The 15,330-nt window shown below is 71.0% G+C and carries 11 protein-coding genes and 1 pseudogene; 4 read left to right on the top strand and 8 right to left on the bottom strand.

Translation table 11 applies throughout. From position 1 onward, the window contains the following. The first annotated feature begins 102 nt into the window (after positions 1-102). Entirely contained in the window at positions 103-1,179 is a 1,077-nt protein-coding gene (locus ACFWJX_RS02090; RefSeq protein WP_383235415.1) for an ADP-ribosylglycohydrolase family protein, read from the top strand. 92 nt (positions 1,180-1,271) lie between these two features. Further along, a complete protein-coding gene (locus tag ACFWJX_RS02085; protein WP_383235412.1) occupies positions 1,272-1,763 on the top strand; it encodes an NUDIX domain-containing protein in 492 nt (163 codons plus the stop codon). Positions 1,764-1,794: 31 nt separating this feature from the next. Here the strand turns inward: ACFWJX_RS02085 and ACFWJX_RS02080 are convergent, their stop codons facing one another. After that, a complete protein-coding gene (locus tag ACFWJX_RS02080; protein ID WP_383235922.1) occupies positions 1,795-2,031 on the bottom strand; it encodes a type II toxin-antitoxin system VapB family antitoxin in 237 nt (78 codons plus the stop codon). Positions 2,032-2,107: 76 nt separating this feature from the next. On the opposite strand from ACFWJX_RS02080, the pseudogene ACFWJX_RS02075 reads away from it, so the two are divergent. Further along, positions 2,108-2,405 (top strand): annotated as a pseudogene (locus ACFWJX_RS02075) (Sir2 family NAD-dependent protein deacetylase); the annotation flags it as partial. 86 nt (positions 2,406-2,491) lie between these two features. Here the strand turns inward: ACFWJX_RS02075 and ACFWJX_RS02070 are convergent. The 4 genes from ACFWJX_RS02070 to ACFWJX_RS02055 form a co-directional block, all read right to left on the bottom strand. Next, complete coding sequence (locus tag ACFWJX_RS02070; RefSeq protein ID WP_383235409.1) at positions 2,492-4,054, bottom strand: carbohydrate-binding protein; 1,563 nt, start codon at positions 4,052-4,054, stop codon at positions 2,492-2,494. 231 nt (positions 4,055-4,285) lie between these two features. Then, the gene (locus ACFWJX_RS02065) at positions 4,286-4,777 is read right to left on the bottom strand and encodes a methylated-DNA--[protein]-cysteine S-methyltransferase (protein ID WP_383235406.1); all 492 of its coding nucleotides are present in this window, start codon (positions 4,775-4,777) and stop codon (positions 4,286-4,288) included. Positions 4,778-4,800: 23 nt separating this feature from the next. Next, positions 4,801-6,366 (bottom strand): AlkA N-terminal domain-containing protein, encoded by a 1,566-nt coding sequence (locus ACFWJX_RS02060; protein ID WP_383235403.1) that lies wholly within the window; start codon positions 6,364-6,366, stop codon positions 4,801-4,803. A gap of 80 nt (positions 6,367-6,446) precedes the next feature. Next, the gene (locus tag ACFWJX_RS02055) at positions 6,447-8,618 is read right to left on the bottom strand and encodes a heavy metal translocating P-type ATPase (protein WP_383235919.1); all 2,172 of its coding nucleotides are present in this window, start codon (positions 8,616-8,618) and stop codon (positions 6,447-6,449) included. 56 nt (positions 8,619-8,674) lie between these two features. Here ACFWJX_RS02055 and ACFWJX_RS02050 point away from each other — a divergent pair, with 56 nt between their 5' ends. Beyond that, a complete protein-coding gene (locus tag ACFWJX_RS02050) occupies positions 8,675-9,031 on the top strand; it encodes an ArsR/SmtB family transcription factor (protein ID WP_383235400.1) in 357 nt (118 codons plus the stop codon). A 50-nt stretch (positions 9,032-9,081) separates the two neighbouring features. Here ACFWJX_RS02050 and ACFWJX_RS02045 read toward each other — a convergent pair whose 3' ends face one another. From ACFWJX_RS02045 to ACFWJX_RS02035, 3 genes are all read right to left on the bottom strand, one after another. Then, complete coding sequence (locus ACFWJX_RS02045) at positions 9,082-9,699, bottom strand: hypothetical protein (protein ID WP_383235397.1); 618 nt, start codon at positions 9,697-9,699, stop codon at positions 9,082-9,084. 112 nt (positions 9,700-9,811) lie between these two features. After that, entirely contained in the window at positions 9,812-11,224 is a 1,413-nt protein-coding gene (lpdA, locus tag ACFWJX_RS02040; protein ID WP_383235394.1) for a dihydrolipoyl dehydrogenase, read from the bottom strand. Between the two features lie 155 nt (positions 11,225-11,379). Continuing rightward, entirely contained in the window at positions 11,380-15,282 is a 3,903-nt protein-coding gene (locus ACFWJX_RS02035) for a glycoside hydrolase family 2 TIM barrel-domain containing protein (protein WP_383235391.1), read from the bottom strand. Between the last annotated feature and the right edge of the window lie 48 nt (positions 15,283-15,330).

Below are 15,330 nucleotides of genomic sequence, written 5' to 3'. Positions count from 1 at the left end.
GGGCGGCAGGGGAAGGGCGAGCGGCAGGGCGAGGGGCGACTGCACGAGGCGCCGGCGGCTGCGCGTGGCGCGGGCCGTCTCGGAATCGGGTAGACCGGAAGCATGACCCCTGTGGACAACGAGCCGGGACTCGCCGACCGCGTCCTAGGAGGCTGGCTGGGCCGGATCGCCGGCAACATGCTGGGCAAGCCGGTCGAGCAGGGCGACCTGTGGAAGCGCGACCGCATCGACCGCTACCTGCGACGGGCCGGCGCCCTGCCGCTCACCGACTACCTGCCCGAACCGGCCGCCGACGACGACGGGCCGCCGCTGCGCCCCGAGTGGCGCCAGTGCGTACGCGGCCGCATCCACGGCAGCTGCCGCGACGACGACATCGACTACGCCATCCTCGGCCTGGACCTCCTGGAGACCCACGGCTTCGGCTTCAGCACCGAGCAGGTCGGCGACCTGTGGCTGCTGCGGCTGCCGTATCTCCAGACGTTCACCGCGGAGCGCGCGGCGTACCGCAATCTCGCGAACGGGCTGAAGCCGCCGCTGACGGCGACGTACGACAACCCCTACCAGGAGTGGATCGGCGCCCTGATCCGCGCCGACATCCACGGCTGGACCAGTCCCGGTCGCCCCCGCCGCGCCGCCGCGCTGGCCCGCCGGGACGCGGTGCTGTCGCACACCGGCAACGGGGTCTACGGCGCGATGTGGGCGGCGGCGCTGGTGTCGGCCGCGTTCACCGCGCCGACGGTGCGGCACGCGGTGGACGAGGCGCTGGCGGTGATCCCGGCGAGCAGCCGCCTCGCCCGGACCGTACGCCGGGTCACCTCCCTCCACGGCACCCGCCTGAGCTGGGAGGACACCCTCAGCACCATGGCGGAGGAGACCGCGGGCCTGGGATGGATCCACACCGTCCCGAACGCCGCCGTCCTCACCGCCGGGCTGCTGTACGGCGACGGGGACTTCAGCCGCACCATCGCCCTCACCGTGCGCGGCGGCCTGGACACCGACTCCAACGGGGCGACGGCCGGTTCCGTGGCCGGGGTGCTGACCGGTGCGGCGGCGATCCCCGCGCAGTGGACGGAGCCACTGGAGGACACCGTGCGCAGTGCCGTCTTCGGATTCGACGGGGTGCGGATCAGCGAGCTGGCGGAGCGCACGCTGCGGCTGGTGGGTACGGACGCCCCGTGAGCGAGCCGGTCACGCTGCCACCTGCTTCCACCCGCCTCCGCCCGCGTCCGCGCGTGGCACGGGCGGACGCGGGCGCTGGATACCCTTCGAGGGTGACCACTGCTGACTTCGCCACATACATCGCCTCGCTGCCCCGCGTCCTGGCCGGCGCCGCCGCGCTCTTCCGCGACGAGCGGGGGCGGGTGCTGCTGGTCGAGCCCAACTACCGGGCGGGGTGGGCGCTTCCGGGCGGCACGATCGAGTCCGACGACGGCGAGACCCCGCGACAGGGCGCGCGCCGTGAGACGCTCGAGGAGATCGGCCTCGACCGGGAACTCGGTCGGCTGCTCGCCGTCGACTGGGTGCAGGGCCCGAACCGGCCGCCGCTGGTGGCGTACGTCTACGACGGCGGAGTCCTCGGCGAGGAGGACCTCAAGTCGATCCGCCTGCAGGAGGAGGAGCTGCTGTCCTGGCGGCTGGTGCCGCGCGAGGAGATCACCGACCACCTCCTGGGCTCCCTCGGCCACCGGGTGCTGGCCGCGCTGGACGCCCTGGCGGACGGCTCGGGGACGGCGGAGCTGGAGAACGGTCACCGGGTGGCGTGACCGGGGACGCGGGTCGGTGAGAGGGCCTGGCTCATCCCTCCACATCACGCGGTTTGATGTCCACCGTGCGCAGTGCCTCGTCACGGGTGGCGGTCCGCGCCTCGGTGCGGTGACCACGCTCGATGTAGTCGCGCACCACGAGTTCGACGGCGTCCTGAGGGCTGCCCACACCGGTGAGCACCATGACCTCGACGACGAGATCGGCATCGAGCGAGATGTTGACCTTGGCCGTGCGGGGACGGTAGCACCGGCCGAGGCCGCTCGATATCCGTTCGCGGGTACGGGATTTCCCGACCCGCCCTCGGCACGGCTTCGGGAAGTGACGGAAGGGCTTTGCTCAAGGCGGAGAGCGAGTTCGCCGATGTGCCGGCCGAGGAGATGACACCGGCCCGGTACCAGGAACTCGCCGCGCGTTACAACGGGAGAAGCTGGTCACCCACGAGTACTACATGGGCGATCCGGAGATCCGTCGGCGGTCCTGGCAGATGCGGCGGCAGAACCGGACGCTGACGGCCGAGCCGAACGCCGCGCACCGGCCGGTTCGTCGAGCTGGAGCGCTCCGGGGTGCCGGTGCGGGTCATCACCCAGAACGTGGACGGGCTGCACCAGCTGGCCGGGCCGCCGCCCCGCAAGGGCGTCGAGAGACGGTGACGCCCCGGCGGCCGGTGAGGGCCGTCGGGGCGTCGAAGCGGGCCGCATTCGCGGCCGGGTTGCCGCTGCGCTACGGCCTAGCCGCCGAAGGTGACGACCAGGCGGCCGTCCGAGGCGTAGGACCAGTGCAGGGCTCCGGCGTAGGACGAGCAGCGGGAGCCGTTCGTGCCGGACCAGAACTGGTTGGTGCTGTCGGCGCTGCCGATGATCCGGTCGTTGGTGCCGCTGCCGCTGCGGCAGGAGGTGTTGTTGCTGAACACCGAGGTGCCGGCGTCGAAGTTGAAGTTGCGCTGGGCGTTGTCGATGCTGATGTTGTCCGACACCTTCATGGAGCCGGGGTTGCTGTTGTAGGTGAAGCCGTGCTTGCCGTTGTGGTAGGCGATGCTGCGCCGGACGATGTGGTTGACCCCGATGTCCTCGCCGCCGAGCTTGTAGCCGTTTCGGTCACCGTTACCGGCCTGGGAGCCGTCGCTGAGGGTGCCGTTGTCGTAGGCGAGGGAGTCCTCGATGGTCACCGGGCCGATCGGGCCGGTGTCCGTCTTGGTGTAGAGGTCCCAGCCGTCGTCGATGTTGTTGTGGGACACGGCGTATCGGAAAACGTTTCCGGGACCGGTGGTGAGTTTGGCGGCGAAGCCGTCGGCGTCCTCACCGTCGGAGTCGGCGTTGTCGTGCGACTCCGCGCTCAGGACGAGGTTGTTCGACGGCCACTGGCTGCTGGGGGTGCTGGACAGCATCCGCGAGAGCTGGAGGCCGGTGTCGCGGTTGAAGCGCGTCACCGTGCGCTCGAAGACGTTGTTGCTTCCGCCGACGAAGATCCCGTTGTCCCCGGCGCGCTCGACGACGATCCCCTTGACGTGCCAGTACGACCCGTTGACGGCGAGGCCGCGGTTGGCGGGGTCCTCGGCCTGGGCCGAGAAGTTCAGGACCGGCGTCTCACCGGGGTAGGCGAGGAGTTCGGTGCGGTCGGCGGCGGTGCCGTTGTTGCCCGCCGGGATGGTGACCGTCTGCGCGTGACTGTACGTCCCGCCGCGCAGGTAGATCGTGCCGCCGGGGGTGATGCGGCTGATCGCCGAGGTGAGCGTGGTGGGCGCCGCCTGGGTGCCGGCCGCGCCGTCGGTGCCGTTCGGCGCCACGTAGAGAGCGGTTGCCGAGGGCGGCGGGGTGGTGGTGCCGCCCACTTCCGCGTCGAGATGGTCGATGTTGGGCAGCCCGGCGGCGGCGGTGGGGCTCAGCCGGACGGTGTTGCTGCCCGAACTCACCGGCACCGACAGCGTCTTCGTCGACCAGGTGCCCCAGGCGCCGGTGCTCTCGAAGGAGACGGCCGTGGCCGACGCTCCGTTCACCGTGAGGGTCGCGGGGCGGGCGGCGGTGCTCCCGTTGGCGAAGCGGATGCTCAGTGTCGCCGTCCCGGCGGCGGAGGCGTTCACGGTGAACTGCGCATACGAGCCGACCGCGTTGGTGGCGTTGCAGAATCCGCTGCCGGTGTAGCCGGCCCAGTCGGAGTCGATGGTGCCGGTGCAGACCGCCGGGGAACTCTCGGCCTCGTAGCGGGTGGACGCTGCCTGCGCCGTGTTGCCGGACAACGCGACGAGTGTGCCGGCCAGCAGGCCGACGCACGCGATGACGGGTCTCCGTTGCATCGTTCTCTCTCCAGGTGGTTGCGGCTCGTCCGACGGGGGTTCACTGACCCCTTTGCTCTGCGGCGGACCCGGTGCGACCATACGGCTGGTTCGACAACGTGAACATGGCTGACGACCGGGCAGCACGCGCAGAAGACCAAAGCGCTTGTTTCTGGAAGGTAAGCGCTTGCCATGGTCGCGTCAACGGTCGTGCATATGGTTGCCGTTCAGACTCATGAACGGCAGTGCATGCTAGAACAGTGCTGCCGCACCCCGTCCGCTCTCGAAGTCCAGCAGTCGCTGCTTGCGCTCCAGGCCGCCGCCGTAGCCGGTGAGGCTGCCGTTAGCGCCGACGACACGGTGGCAGGGGACGATGATGCCGACCGGGTTCCGGCCGTTGGCGAGACCCACGGCACGGGAGGCGGTCGGGTTGCCGAGGACCTCGGCGAGTTCGCCGTAGGTGCGGGTCTCTCCGTAGGGGATCTGCCGCAGTGCCTCCCAGACCGTGCGCTGGAACGGCGTGCCGTGCAGGCGGATCGGGAGCGTGAACTCCTTGGACTCCCCCGCGAAATAGGCCTCCAACTGTTCCTCGGTCTCGCCGAAAAGGGTGTCGTCACGGGGGTCGAAGCTCTCCTCCGGTGGGCGGTGGCGCTGTTCGGTCATGTAGAGGCCGCACAGGTCACCGTCGTCGGCGACGAGTGTGAGAGGTCCGTAGGGGCTGTCGATGACGGTGTGCCGCTTCATGGTGCGTCCGTTCGTGAACGTGCTCAGGCCGGGAGGAAGTTGATCGGGTGACTGTCGGTCGCCCACAGGTACTGGACGGCGTACGCCCGCCAGGGGCGCCACGCCGCGGCGTGGGCGGTGAGCGCGGCCGGGGTGGAGGGCAGGCCCAGCTCCTGGGCGGCACGCCGGACTCCGAGGTCGGTGGGGAGAAACGCGTCGGGGTCGCCGAGGGCCCGCATCGCGATGACGTCTACCGTCCAGGGGCCGAAACCGGGCAGCGCGAGCAGGTGGGCGCGGGCCTGCGCCCAGTCGGACTCGACCCCCAGGTGCAGGCTGCTGTCGGCCAGTTGACTCACGAGGGTGGTGAACGTCGTACGGCGGGTGCGGGGCATCGCCAGCGACTCGGGATCGAGGGCGGCGAGCGCCTCGGACGTCGGGAAGAGGTGGGTGAGGCCGCCGTCCGGGTCGTCCACGGCGTCCCCGTGCGCGGCGACCAGACGGGCCGCGTGGGTACGGGCCGCCGCCGTGGACACCTGCTGCCCGAGGACCGCACGCACGGCGAACTCGGCCTCGTCCACGGTGCGCGGGACGCGGCGGCCCGGCGCCTTGTCCACCAGCGGGGCGAGCAGCGGGTCCGTGCGCAACCGGTCGTCGACGGCGACGGGGTCGGCGTCCAGGTCGAGCAGCCGCCGGCAGCGGCTGATGGCGACGGTGAGATCCCGCAGGTCACTGAGGGTGAGCCGGCAGGCGATGTGGTCGGGGCGCGGAGCGAGCCCCACGATCCCGTGCCCGTACGGCAGCCGCAGCGTGCGCCGGTACGCCCCGTCCCGCCACTCCTCCACCCCCGGCACGGCGGTCGCCGCGAGGTGCCCGAAGAGGTTGTCGGGGTGGAGAGGGGCACGGAACGGCAGGCGGAGGTGGAGGGTGACGGGGGCGGGGCCCGCCGGTGTCGCGGTGGTTCCGGGCGGCAGGGTGCGGGACGTCGGGGCGCGCGGCGGCACGGCGCGGAGTGCCGCCGTGGTGGCGTCGTCCCGCTTCGGGACGCGGGCGCGCAGCTCGGTCGGGGAGAGGGCGAAGACCTCGCGCACGGTGTCGTTGAACGTACGGACGGAGGCGAACCCCGCCGCGAACGCCACGTCCGCCATGGGCAGTTCGGTGGACTCGACCAGCAGCCGGGCGGTCTGGGCCCGCTGGGCGCGGGCCAACGCCAGCGGGCCCGCGCCCAGTTCGGCGAGGAGTTGGCGCTCGACCTGGCGGGTGCTGTAGCCGAGGCGCCCGGCGAGGCCCGGCACTCCCTCACGGTCGACCACACCGTCGGCGATCAGCCGCATGGCGCGGGCGACGAGGTCGGCGCGCCGGTTCCACTCCGGAGAGCCGGGGCTGGTGTCGGGCCGGCAGCGCTTGCAGGCCCGGAACCCCGCCTGCTGGCAGGCGGCGGCGCTCGCGTGGAAAACCATGTTCTCCGGTTTCGGCGCCACCACCGGACAGCTCGGCCGGCAGTAGATGCCGGTGGTCAGGACCGCTGTGAAGAACCACCCGTCGAACCGCGCGTCCTTGGACTGCACGGCGCGCACACAGCGCTCCCGGTCGGTGTACATCCCGTTCAGCATGCGTCCAGCATCCGCCACCGGCCCGTCCCAGCGCTGGCGAGAATCCGACATCAACCTCGCCTGTCCAGCGGTGACGCCGGTCACCCCTGCCAGGCGCGCTCCCGCAGCAGCCGCAGCCCGTTGAGCCCGACCAGCACGGTCGACCCCTCGTGACCGGCCACACCGAGCGGCAACGGGAGATGGCCGAACAGGTCCCAGAGGACGAGGCCGGTGATGAACGCACCCGCGATCACCAGGTTCTGCAGCACCAGCCGACGCGCGGTCCGCGACAGCCGTACGACCGCCGGTACGGCCGTGAGGTCGTCGCGCACCACGACGGCGTCCGCCGTCTCCAGCGCCAGGTCGGAACCCGCCCGGCCCATCGCGAGACCCGAGTGCGCCGCGGCGAGCGCGGGCGCGTCATTGACCCCGTCACCGACGAACAGCACCTTGCGGCCCCCGAGTTGGAGATCCCGGACGGCGTTCACCTTGTCCTCGGGGAGCAGATCCGCGCGGACGTCCGTGATGCCGGTGGCCTCGGCGACCCGGGCAGCGGCGTACGCGTTGTCGCCGGTGAGGAGGACGGGGGTGGCGCCGGTCAGCCCGGCCAGGGCGGCGGTGGCGGCCCGGGCGGCGGGACGGAGACGGTCGGTGAGGGTGAGGGTGCCGACGGGGGTGGAGTCCCGGGTGACGAGGACGGTGGTACCGGCCGAGGGGCCGGGGTGGGAGTGGGCGTGGGCGTGGGAGGGGGAGGGGGAACGGAGGTGAGGGCTGGGGCGGGGCGGATTCCGCATACCGGTGGCGGGCGACGGGCGGTCGACCGCATCCTGCATACCGTCGTCGGCGGCCGACGGACGGTCGACCTCATTCTGCATACCGTCGTGGGCGGCCGACGGACGGTCGACCTCATTCTGCATACCGTCGACCTCGTGCATACGGTCGTCGAGATCCCGCACATCGTCGACCTGGCGCATACGGTCGGCGGAATCCCCCATCCTGCCGACCTCCACCGCACACCCCTCGACCACCGCGCTGACCCCCCGCCCCGGCGTCGCCACGAACCGCTTCGCCGTGGCGATCCGCAGCCCGCGGGCCCGTGCCGCCGCCACGACCGCTCGCGCCAGCGGATGTTCGCTGGGATGCTCGGCGGCCGCCGCCAGGGCGAGGAGGGCGTCGGCGTCGAGGCCGGAGCCCGGCAGCGGGCTCACGTCGGTGACCTCGGGGGTGCCCTCGGTGAGGGTGCCCGTCTTGTCGAGGGCGGCGGTGTCGATCTCGCCGAGGCGTTCCATCGCGACGGCCGACTTGACGAGGACGCCGTGCCGGCCGGCGGTGGCGATGGCGGACAGGAGCGGCGGCATGGTGGCGAGGACGACCGCGCACGGGGACGCGACGATCATGAAGGTCATCGCGCGGAGCAGGGCGTCCGTGAGGTTCGCGCCGAAGGCGAGCGGCACGGCGAACACGGCGAGGGTGGCGGCCACCATCCCGACGGCGTAGCGCTGTTCGATCTTCTCGATGAACAGCTGGGTCGGCGCCTTGGTGCGGGAGGCCTCCTCGACGAGGGTGACGATGCGGGCGATGACGGAGTCGGCGGGGTCGCGTTCGACGCGGACACGGAGGGCGCCCGTGCCGTTGAGCGTGCCGGCGAAGACGTCGTCGCCGGGGCGCTTGACGACAGGGAGGGGTTCGCCGGTGATGGTCGCCTGGTCGGCCTCGCTGACACCGTCGACGACGCGGCCGTCGGCGCCGATACGTTCGCCCGGACGGACCAGCAGCAGGTCGCCGACGCCGAGTTCGGTGGCCGGGACGGTTTCCTCGCCGTGGTCGGTGAGGCGGGTCGCGGTGTCGGGGGCGAGGTCGAGGAGGCCGCGGACGGAGTCGGCGGTTCGGGCGGTGGCCAGTGCTTCCAGGGCGCCCGAGGTGGCGAAGATGACGATCAGCAGGGCGCCGTCGAGCACCTGGCCGATCGCGGCCGCGCCCAGCGCGGCGACGATCATCAGCAGGTCGACGTCGAGGGTCTTCTCGCGCAGCGCACGCAGACCTTCGCGTGCCGGTTCCCAGCCGCCGGCCAGATAGGCGACCGCATACAGGATCCCGTACGTCCACGACGGTGCGCCGCCGACGTCGAACCCGAGGCCGGCCAGGAAGGAGACGGTCGCCACGAGGGCCCAGCGGGCCTCCGGAAGGGCGAGGAGACGGGTGCGGCGGCGGGGTGGCGTCGGGTCCGCGGCGGTGGAGGGGGAGACGAGGGTGGTGGACACTCGCCCCACCATACAGGAACGCATGAAGACTCGTTCATTTGTTCATTCCCACTGGGTAAGATGCCCCCATGGGTCATGGAGCCGTCACCACCACAGCCACCGACCGCGTGCGCCTGGACGCGGACAATGTGGCCAAGGTGGCCACCACCCTCCAGGCCCTATCCACCCCATCCCGGCTGCTGATCCTCGCCCGCCTGCGCGAAGGGCCGCTCCCCGCGACGGAGTTGGCCGCCGCGGTCGGCATGGAACAGTCCGCGTGCTCGCACCAGCTGCGGCTGCTGCGCAACCTGGGCCTGGTGGTCGGCGAGCGGCGCGGCCGTTCGGTCGTCTACGCCCTGCACGACCACCACGTCGCGGAACTCCTCGACCAGGCCGTCTACCACGTCGAACACCTGCGGTTGGGTGTCAGTGACACCTCCGAGTAACGGGGGAACCGCCTCACCCGGCCAGAGGTGGCCGCGGTACGCGGCCGGTTTCACCACCGCGTCCGGAGCACATGGCATCGCCGCGAACGCGAACCCGGGTCGGCGGTATCCCTCCTCTGTCGTCCGGCCCTCGGCTGCCACGACGCCAGGGCCCGGATGACGAGCACGTCGATCGCCATCACCACCACCGACCACACCGGCTCGTACGGCAGGAACAGGAACTGGGTGACGAGGCTGAGCGAGGCGAGGAGTATGCCCGGTGGGCGGGCCGGGGCCATGCCCCTGAGGAGGCCCGCGCCGGTGACGGCGACCAGGACGCCGAGGACCAGGTGGATCCAGCCCCAGCCGACGAGGCTCAGCCCGTAGACGTACGAGCCGACACGGGCGTAGATGTCGTCCTCCGCGATCGCCGCGATGCCCTGGAGAAAAGCGAGGAAACCGCTGCACAGCATCAGGGTGCCGGCGAAGGCGACACCACCGGTGATCCGGGCGGACACGGTCGGCGGGCGCGGTCCGCCGGGCGGCACGGACCAGGCGGTGCCGATCTCCCCCTGCGGGTTGCCCCGGGGACGCCGATCCGCAGGCCATCCGTGCGGTAACCGTTCACGACGGGCACGCCCGGCGTCCGTGCCGCCCGTGCCGCCCGTGGGGGTGCCACCGTCCGCCATGGTGCTCTCCCTCGTCCGCCGGCGGGGTCCTCCGGATGTCAGGACATCCCGGCCGTACGGGGAGGGCGAGCGCGACGGGGCCGTCCGGGTGAACGGTCCCGCCGCCGGCGTCTCACATGTTGATCATGTGTCCGGCCAGGCCGTGCACGGCCTCCTTGACGGCCTCGCTCAGGGTCGGGTGGGCGTGGACGTTGCGGGCGACCTCGTGGACGGTGAGGTCCCACTGCTGGGCCAGGGTCAGCTCGGGCAGCAGCTCGGTGACGTCGGGCCCGATGAGGTGGCCGCCGAGCAGCTCGCCGTACTTGGCGTCGCTGATCAGTTTCACGAAGCCGGTGGTGTCGCCGAGACCGTGCGACTTGCCGTTGGCGGTGAAGGGGAACTTGGCGACCTTGACGTCATGCCCGAGGTCGCGGGCCTGGGCCTCGGTGTAGCCGAAGCTGGCGATCTGGGGCTGGCAGAAGGTGGCGCGCGGAATCATCGCGTAATCGAGTTCCATGGTTTCCGCGTCGGCGAGGGTCTCGGCGGCGATGATGCCCATCGCCTCGGCGGCGTGCGCGAGCATCAGCTTGGCGGTGACGTCGCCGATGGCATAGATGTGCGGGACGGAGGTGCGGCAGTGGCCGTCCACGTCGATGGCACCGCGCTCGGTGACCGTCACCCCGGTGTTCTCCAGGCCGTATCCGGTGACGTTCGGTGCGAAGCCGATGGCCTGGAGCACCTTGTCGGCCTCCAGGACCTGCTGGGAGCCGTCCTTGCCGGTGACGGTGACCCGGACCTGCGGGCCGGACTCGTCGATCGCCTCGACCCGGGTGGAGGTGAGCACGTCGATGCCCAGCCGGCGGTACTGCTTCGCCAGTTCGGCGGAGACCTCGGCGTCCTCCAGCGGCGCCATCCGGTCCAGGAACTCGACGATCGTGACCTTCACGCCGTAGTTGTGCAGGATGTAGGCGAACTCGATGCCGATCGCGCCGGCCCCCGCGACGACGATCGACCTCGGCAGGTCCTCGGCGAGGATCTGCTCCTCGTACGTCACCACGCGTGCGCTGCGCTTGGTGCCGGGCAGCAGCCTGGGTGTGGCGCCGGTGGCGATGATGCAGTGTTCGAACCCGATGGTGCGGGTCTCCCCGTCGTAACCGGTTACCTGAAGGTTGTGCGCATCGAGGAACGTGCCGCGGCCGTCGTACTCGGTGATCTTGTTCTTCTTCATCAGGAAGTGGACGCCCTTGACGCGGCCGTCGGCGACCTTGCGGCTGCGGCGGTAGGCCTCGCCGTAGTCGAAGGAGACCTCCCCGTCGACCTTGATCCCGAACGTCTTCGCCTCACGGGTGAAGATGTGCGCGAGTTCGGCGTTGCGCAGGAGCGCCTTGGTCGGGATGCAGCCCACGTTCAGGCAGACGCCGCCCCAGTACTTCTCCTCCACGACGGCGACGCGTTTTCCCAGCTGGGCGGCGCGCACCGCGGCGACGTAGCCGCCGGGCCCGGCGCCGAGTACGACGACATCGAAGCGCTCGTCCTGCTCCACCATGGGACGTTCCTCTTCCTCGGTTGGCGTTACCCGTTCCGTGGTGGATTGTTCCGCTCCACCGCGCCCACCGCCACAGAGATCATCACGGTGTGTCCGAGATCGCCATGGGGAGGGGCCCGTCGGCGGCGGCTCCGACGGGCCCCTCCCCGCTACGGCTACTCCGTCGCCGTCGGCCTTCGCGAGGCCGCCATCGCCCGCGTGACGCCCTTCAGCGGACGCAGCCGGTAGCTGTAGGCGTAGTCCCGGTCGGCGAACAGCTTGTACTCGTCGTGGGTGTGCGCGCCCCAGCTGTTGTCACCGCCGACGCCCATCTGCCGGTGGTTCAGCCGCAGTACGACCTCGGGGCGCGGGGTGAGCTGGTAGTCGTGGCGGGCGCCGACCGACAGGTCCTCGGGCGTGAAGTGGGAGGCGTTGACCTCCAGCAGGGATTCACCGGTGGCGAGCAGGCCTACGCCGTCGCGGTCGGTGAGGGCGACCCAGCGCACGTCGGTCCTGTTGCCGTTCTCCTGCGGGCGGATGTACGGCGTCCACTGCCCGCTGACCGTCCCCGAGTGGAGGCCCACGTCGGTGCCGTTGTTGCGGTCCCAGTGGTTCTCCTCGGGCCCGCGCCCGTAGTAGTGCACGTGCTCCAGGCGGGACGGCAGAAACAGGATGCTCCCGACCTCCGGGATGTACGGCAGGTTCGCGGCGCCCGGGTGCAGTGTGTGGTCGACCTTGATCTCGGCGTTTCCGAAAACGGTGTAGGTGGTGGAGTACGTCGACGGTGACGTGGTCGGCAGTGTGCCGGTGACCTTGATCTCGACGGCCCGGTCGCGCAGCGCCCGCACGCTCACACCGTTGACCGTGCGCAGGGTGCCCGCGTCGCGCCAGGTCTGGTTGCGGGTGTGCTGGCCGTTTCCGTGGTCGTTGTCGGTGGGCGCCCGCCAGAAGTTGGGCGCGGGGCCCGAGGTGATGAGGCGGGTGCCGTCGGCCTCGAAGGAGGTGATGACGCCGGTGCGTTTGTCGACGGTGACGGAGAAGTCCCGGCCGGTGACGGTGACGGTGGTGTCGCCTTCCTCGTGGGTGAGGGCGGGAACGTCCTCGAGGGGCACGGGAGTCACGGCCCGGCTGCCCGCGTCGATCGGGAGCTGCTGCCGCGCCACCTCGAAACCCGCCCTGGCCCAGAGGGTGGACTCCTTGAGGGTGAAGGACAGTTCGAGGAAGTACTCGCTGCCGGGTGCCGGTGCGGTGGGCAGCTTCAGGGGGACGGTGATGTCCTTGCGGGAGAGCGGCGGGACGTCGAGCTGGCCGCGGGTCAGCTTGCCCTTCTGGGTGACCTTGCCGTCGGCGACGAGCGACCAACTGCCGTTGAACTGACGGAGGTTGGTGAAGAGATATTCGTTGGTCAGCGTGACCGCGCCGGGTGTGCCGCCGGACACCGGTGCGGCGTTGACGGCCTGGTGGACGCGCTTGACCTCGGCGGCCTTTCCGGTGAGGCCGCGGTCCGCGGTGAGGAGACCGTCGGCGACGAAGCTGCCGTCGTTGGGGAGGTCGCCCCAGTCGCCGCCGTAGGCGAGGAAGGTCTCCTCGCGCGGCTGCTTCTCGTCGACGGCGACGGTCGCCGCGTCGAACCAGAAGCGCACGCCGTCGTCGCCGGGACCGCGGCCGTCCGCGGCGAGTTCGGCCGCGGTCAGTGCGCGGGCGTAGACGCGGGCACGGCGGATGCTGCCGCTGAACTCGCGGGTGTGGTTGTCGGTGTCGTTGCCGAGCGCGAGGGGCGCGGTGTTGTTGCTGGGGCGGCGGGTGGTGGTGCGGGTGGCCCGCGGCACGCCGTCGACGTACAGGGTGAGGGAGCCGGCGTCCGCGTCGAAGACGCCCGCGATGTGGTGTTCGCGGCCGGTCCAGTCCTCGGGGACGGTCCAGGTCGTGGTGATCCACTGGCCGCCGCCGTAGATGAAGAACTCCAGCGTCCGGTCGCTCTGCTTCAGGGCGTACTGGGTGTCGCCCTTGGCGATGATCGGCTGGTGGTAACCGGTGTAGCGGGGGGTTACCCAGGCTTCCAGGGTGAGGGAGCCGGTCAGGTCGAGGCGGGGGTCGCGGGCGAAGACGGTGGCGCCGGAGACGCCCTGCTCTCGGTCGAAGGTGCCGCTGGACGCCATGAGTTCACCCCGCAGCCGGGCGGGCCCGGTCTCGGTGAACAACGTGCGCGCGGAGGTCGGCCAGTTGAGGGACTGGTCGACGAAGTCCCAGATCCAGCCGCCCTGGAGGACGTCGTAGCGGCGGACGAGGTCCCAGTACTTCTTGAAGTTGCCGGTGGAGTTCCCCATCGCGTGGCTGTATTCGATCATGACGTACGGCCGGGTGTCGGCGGTGTCCTTCGCCCGCTGCTCGACACGTTGGGGGCTGTCGTACATCTCGGAGCGGATGTCGCTGATGCCGGGCCGGTCGTCGCCCTCGTACTGGATGACGCGGGTGGGGTCGTAGGAGCGGATCCAGTCGTACATGGCGGTGAAGGTGCTGCCGCCGCCGGCCTCGTTGCCGAGGGACCAGATGACCACCGATGCGTGGTTCTTGTCGCGGTGGACCATGTTCTTGGCGCGGGCCACGCAGGCGGCCGTCCAGTCGGGGTGGTCGCCGGGATACTCGGAGCGGATGCCGTGGGTCTCGAGGTTGGTCTCGTCGACGAGGTAGAGGCCGTACTCGTCGGCGAGTTCGTACCACTGCGTGTTGTTGGGGTAGTGCGAGGTGCGGACGGAGTTCATGTTCAGCCGCTTGATGATCTCGATGTCCTGGATCATGTCGGCGCGGGTGAGGGCGGTGCCGCGGGCGGGGTGCATCTCGTGCCGGTTGGTGCCGCGGAAGGAGACGGGGCGGCCGTTGATGCGCATCAGCCCGTCCTTGAGAGCGAACTCGCGCAGTCCGACGCGGTGGGAAAGGGTTTCGATCACCTTTCCGGCGGGGTCGCGCAGTTGCAGGACGGCGGTGTAGAGGTAGGGGTCCTCGGCGGACCAGAGGCGGGGTGAGGGAACGGCCTTCGCGGCCCGTACGGACACCTCTCCGCCGGAGGCGAGATCGACGCTCTGCCGGAGCGGCCGGCGCCAGACGGGATGCCCGTCGGCGTCATACAGAAGGGTGTCGACGGTATACCGCCCACCGGATCCGCCCGCGTAGTCCCGCACGCTCGCCGTCACCGCCAGCTCCGCGGTGGTGTGGTCGGCGCCGAGCGGGGTGTCCAGCTTGAAGTCGCGCAGGTGGACGGCGGGGGTGGAGAACAGGTGGACCGAGCGGAAGATGCCGCTCAGCCGGATCATGTCCTGGTCCTCCAGCCAGTCGCCGTCCGAGTAGCGGTAGACCTCCACGGCGATCTGGTTGGTGCCGGGCTTCAGATGCTCGGTGATGTCGTACTCGGCGGGGGTGAAGGAGTCCTCGTGGTAGCCCACGAGATGACCGTTGATCCACACGTAGTGCGCCGACTTGACGCCCTCGAAGTGCAGGAACGTCCGTCGCCCGGCCCAGTTCCCCGGCACGGTGAAGGTACGCCGGTACTGGCCGACGGGGTTGTACCGGGTGGGCGCGGCCGGCGGCTGCGGGTCCTCGCCCTGACCGTTGGGACCCCAGTACGGGTAGGTGATGTTGAGGTAGATCGGGCGGTCGTAGCCGTGCATCTGCCAGACGGACGGCACGGGGAGGGTCTCCCAGGCGCTGTCGTCGAGGTCGGTGCGGTGGAAGTCGGCGTCGCGGTCGTCGGGGCGGTCGGCGTGCGCGAACTTCCAGGTTCCGTCCAGGCTGAGCCGGTACGGGGAGCGGGTGCGGTCGGCGGCGAGGGCCTGGGCGACGTTCGCGTACGGCGTGAGGGTGGTGTGGGGTGGTTCGGTGCCGAGCCGGAAGACGTCGAGGTGACCGTTCCATTCCGGGGTCGTCTCCGCGGCGGCGGCGCGGCGGCCGGTGACGGAGGTGGAGAGGGTGAGCGCGCCGACCACGGCGGCCGATCCCTCGAGGAGACGACGACGGCTGACGACCACCCGCTGGGGGCGGTCCGGCCGGTCCATGGACGACACGTGCGGGTGCGACATGACCATGACCTTCCTCGGGGCGAACCGTGCGGCTGCACGGGACAGAGGGTGCGT

Origin of the sequence: Streptomyces sp. NPDC058335 (genome assembly GCF_042723915.1) — a bacterium.
In the GTDB taxonomy this organism is placed as follows: domain Bacteria; phylum Actinomycetota; class Actinomycetes; order Streptomycetales; family Streptomycetaceae; genus Streptomyces.
Note: the sequence above shows the minus strand (reverse complement) of the source record. Positions and strands in the feature narration are given on the sequence as shown.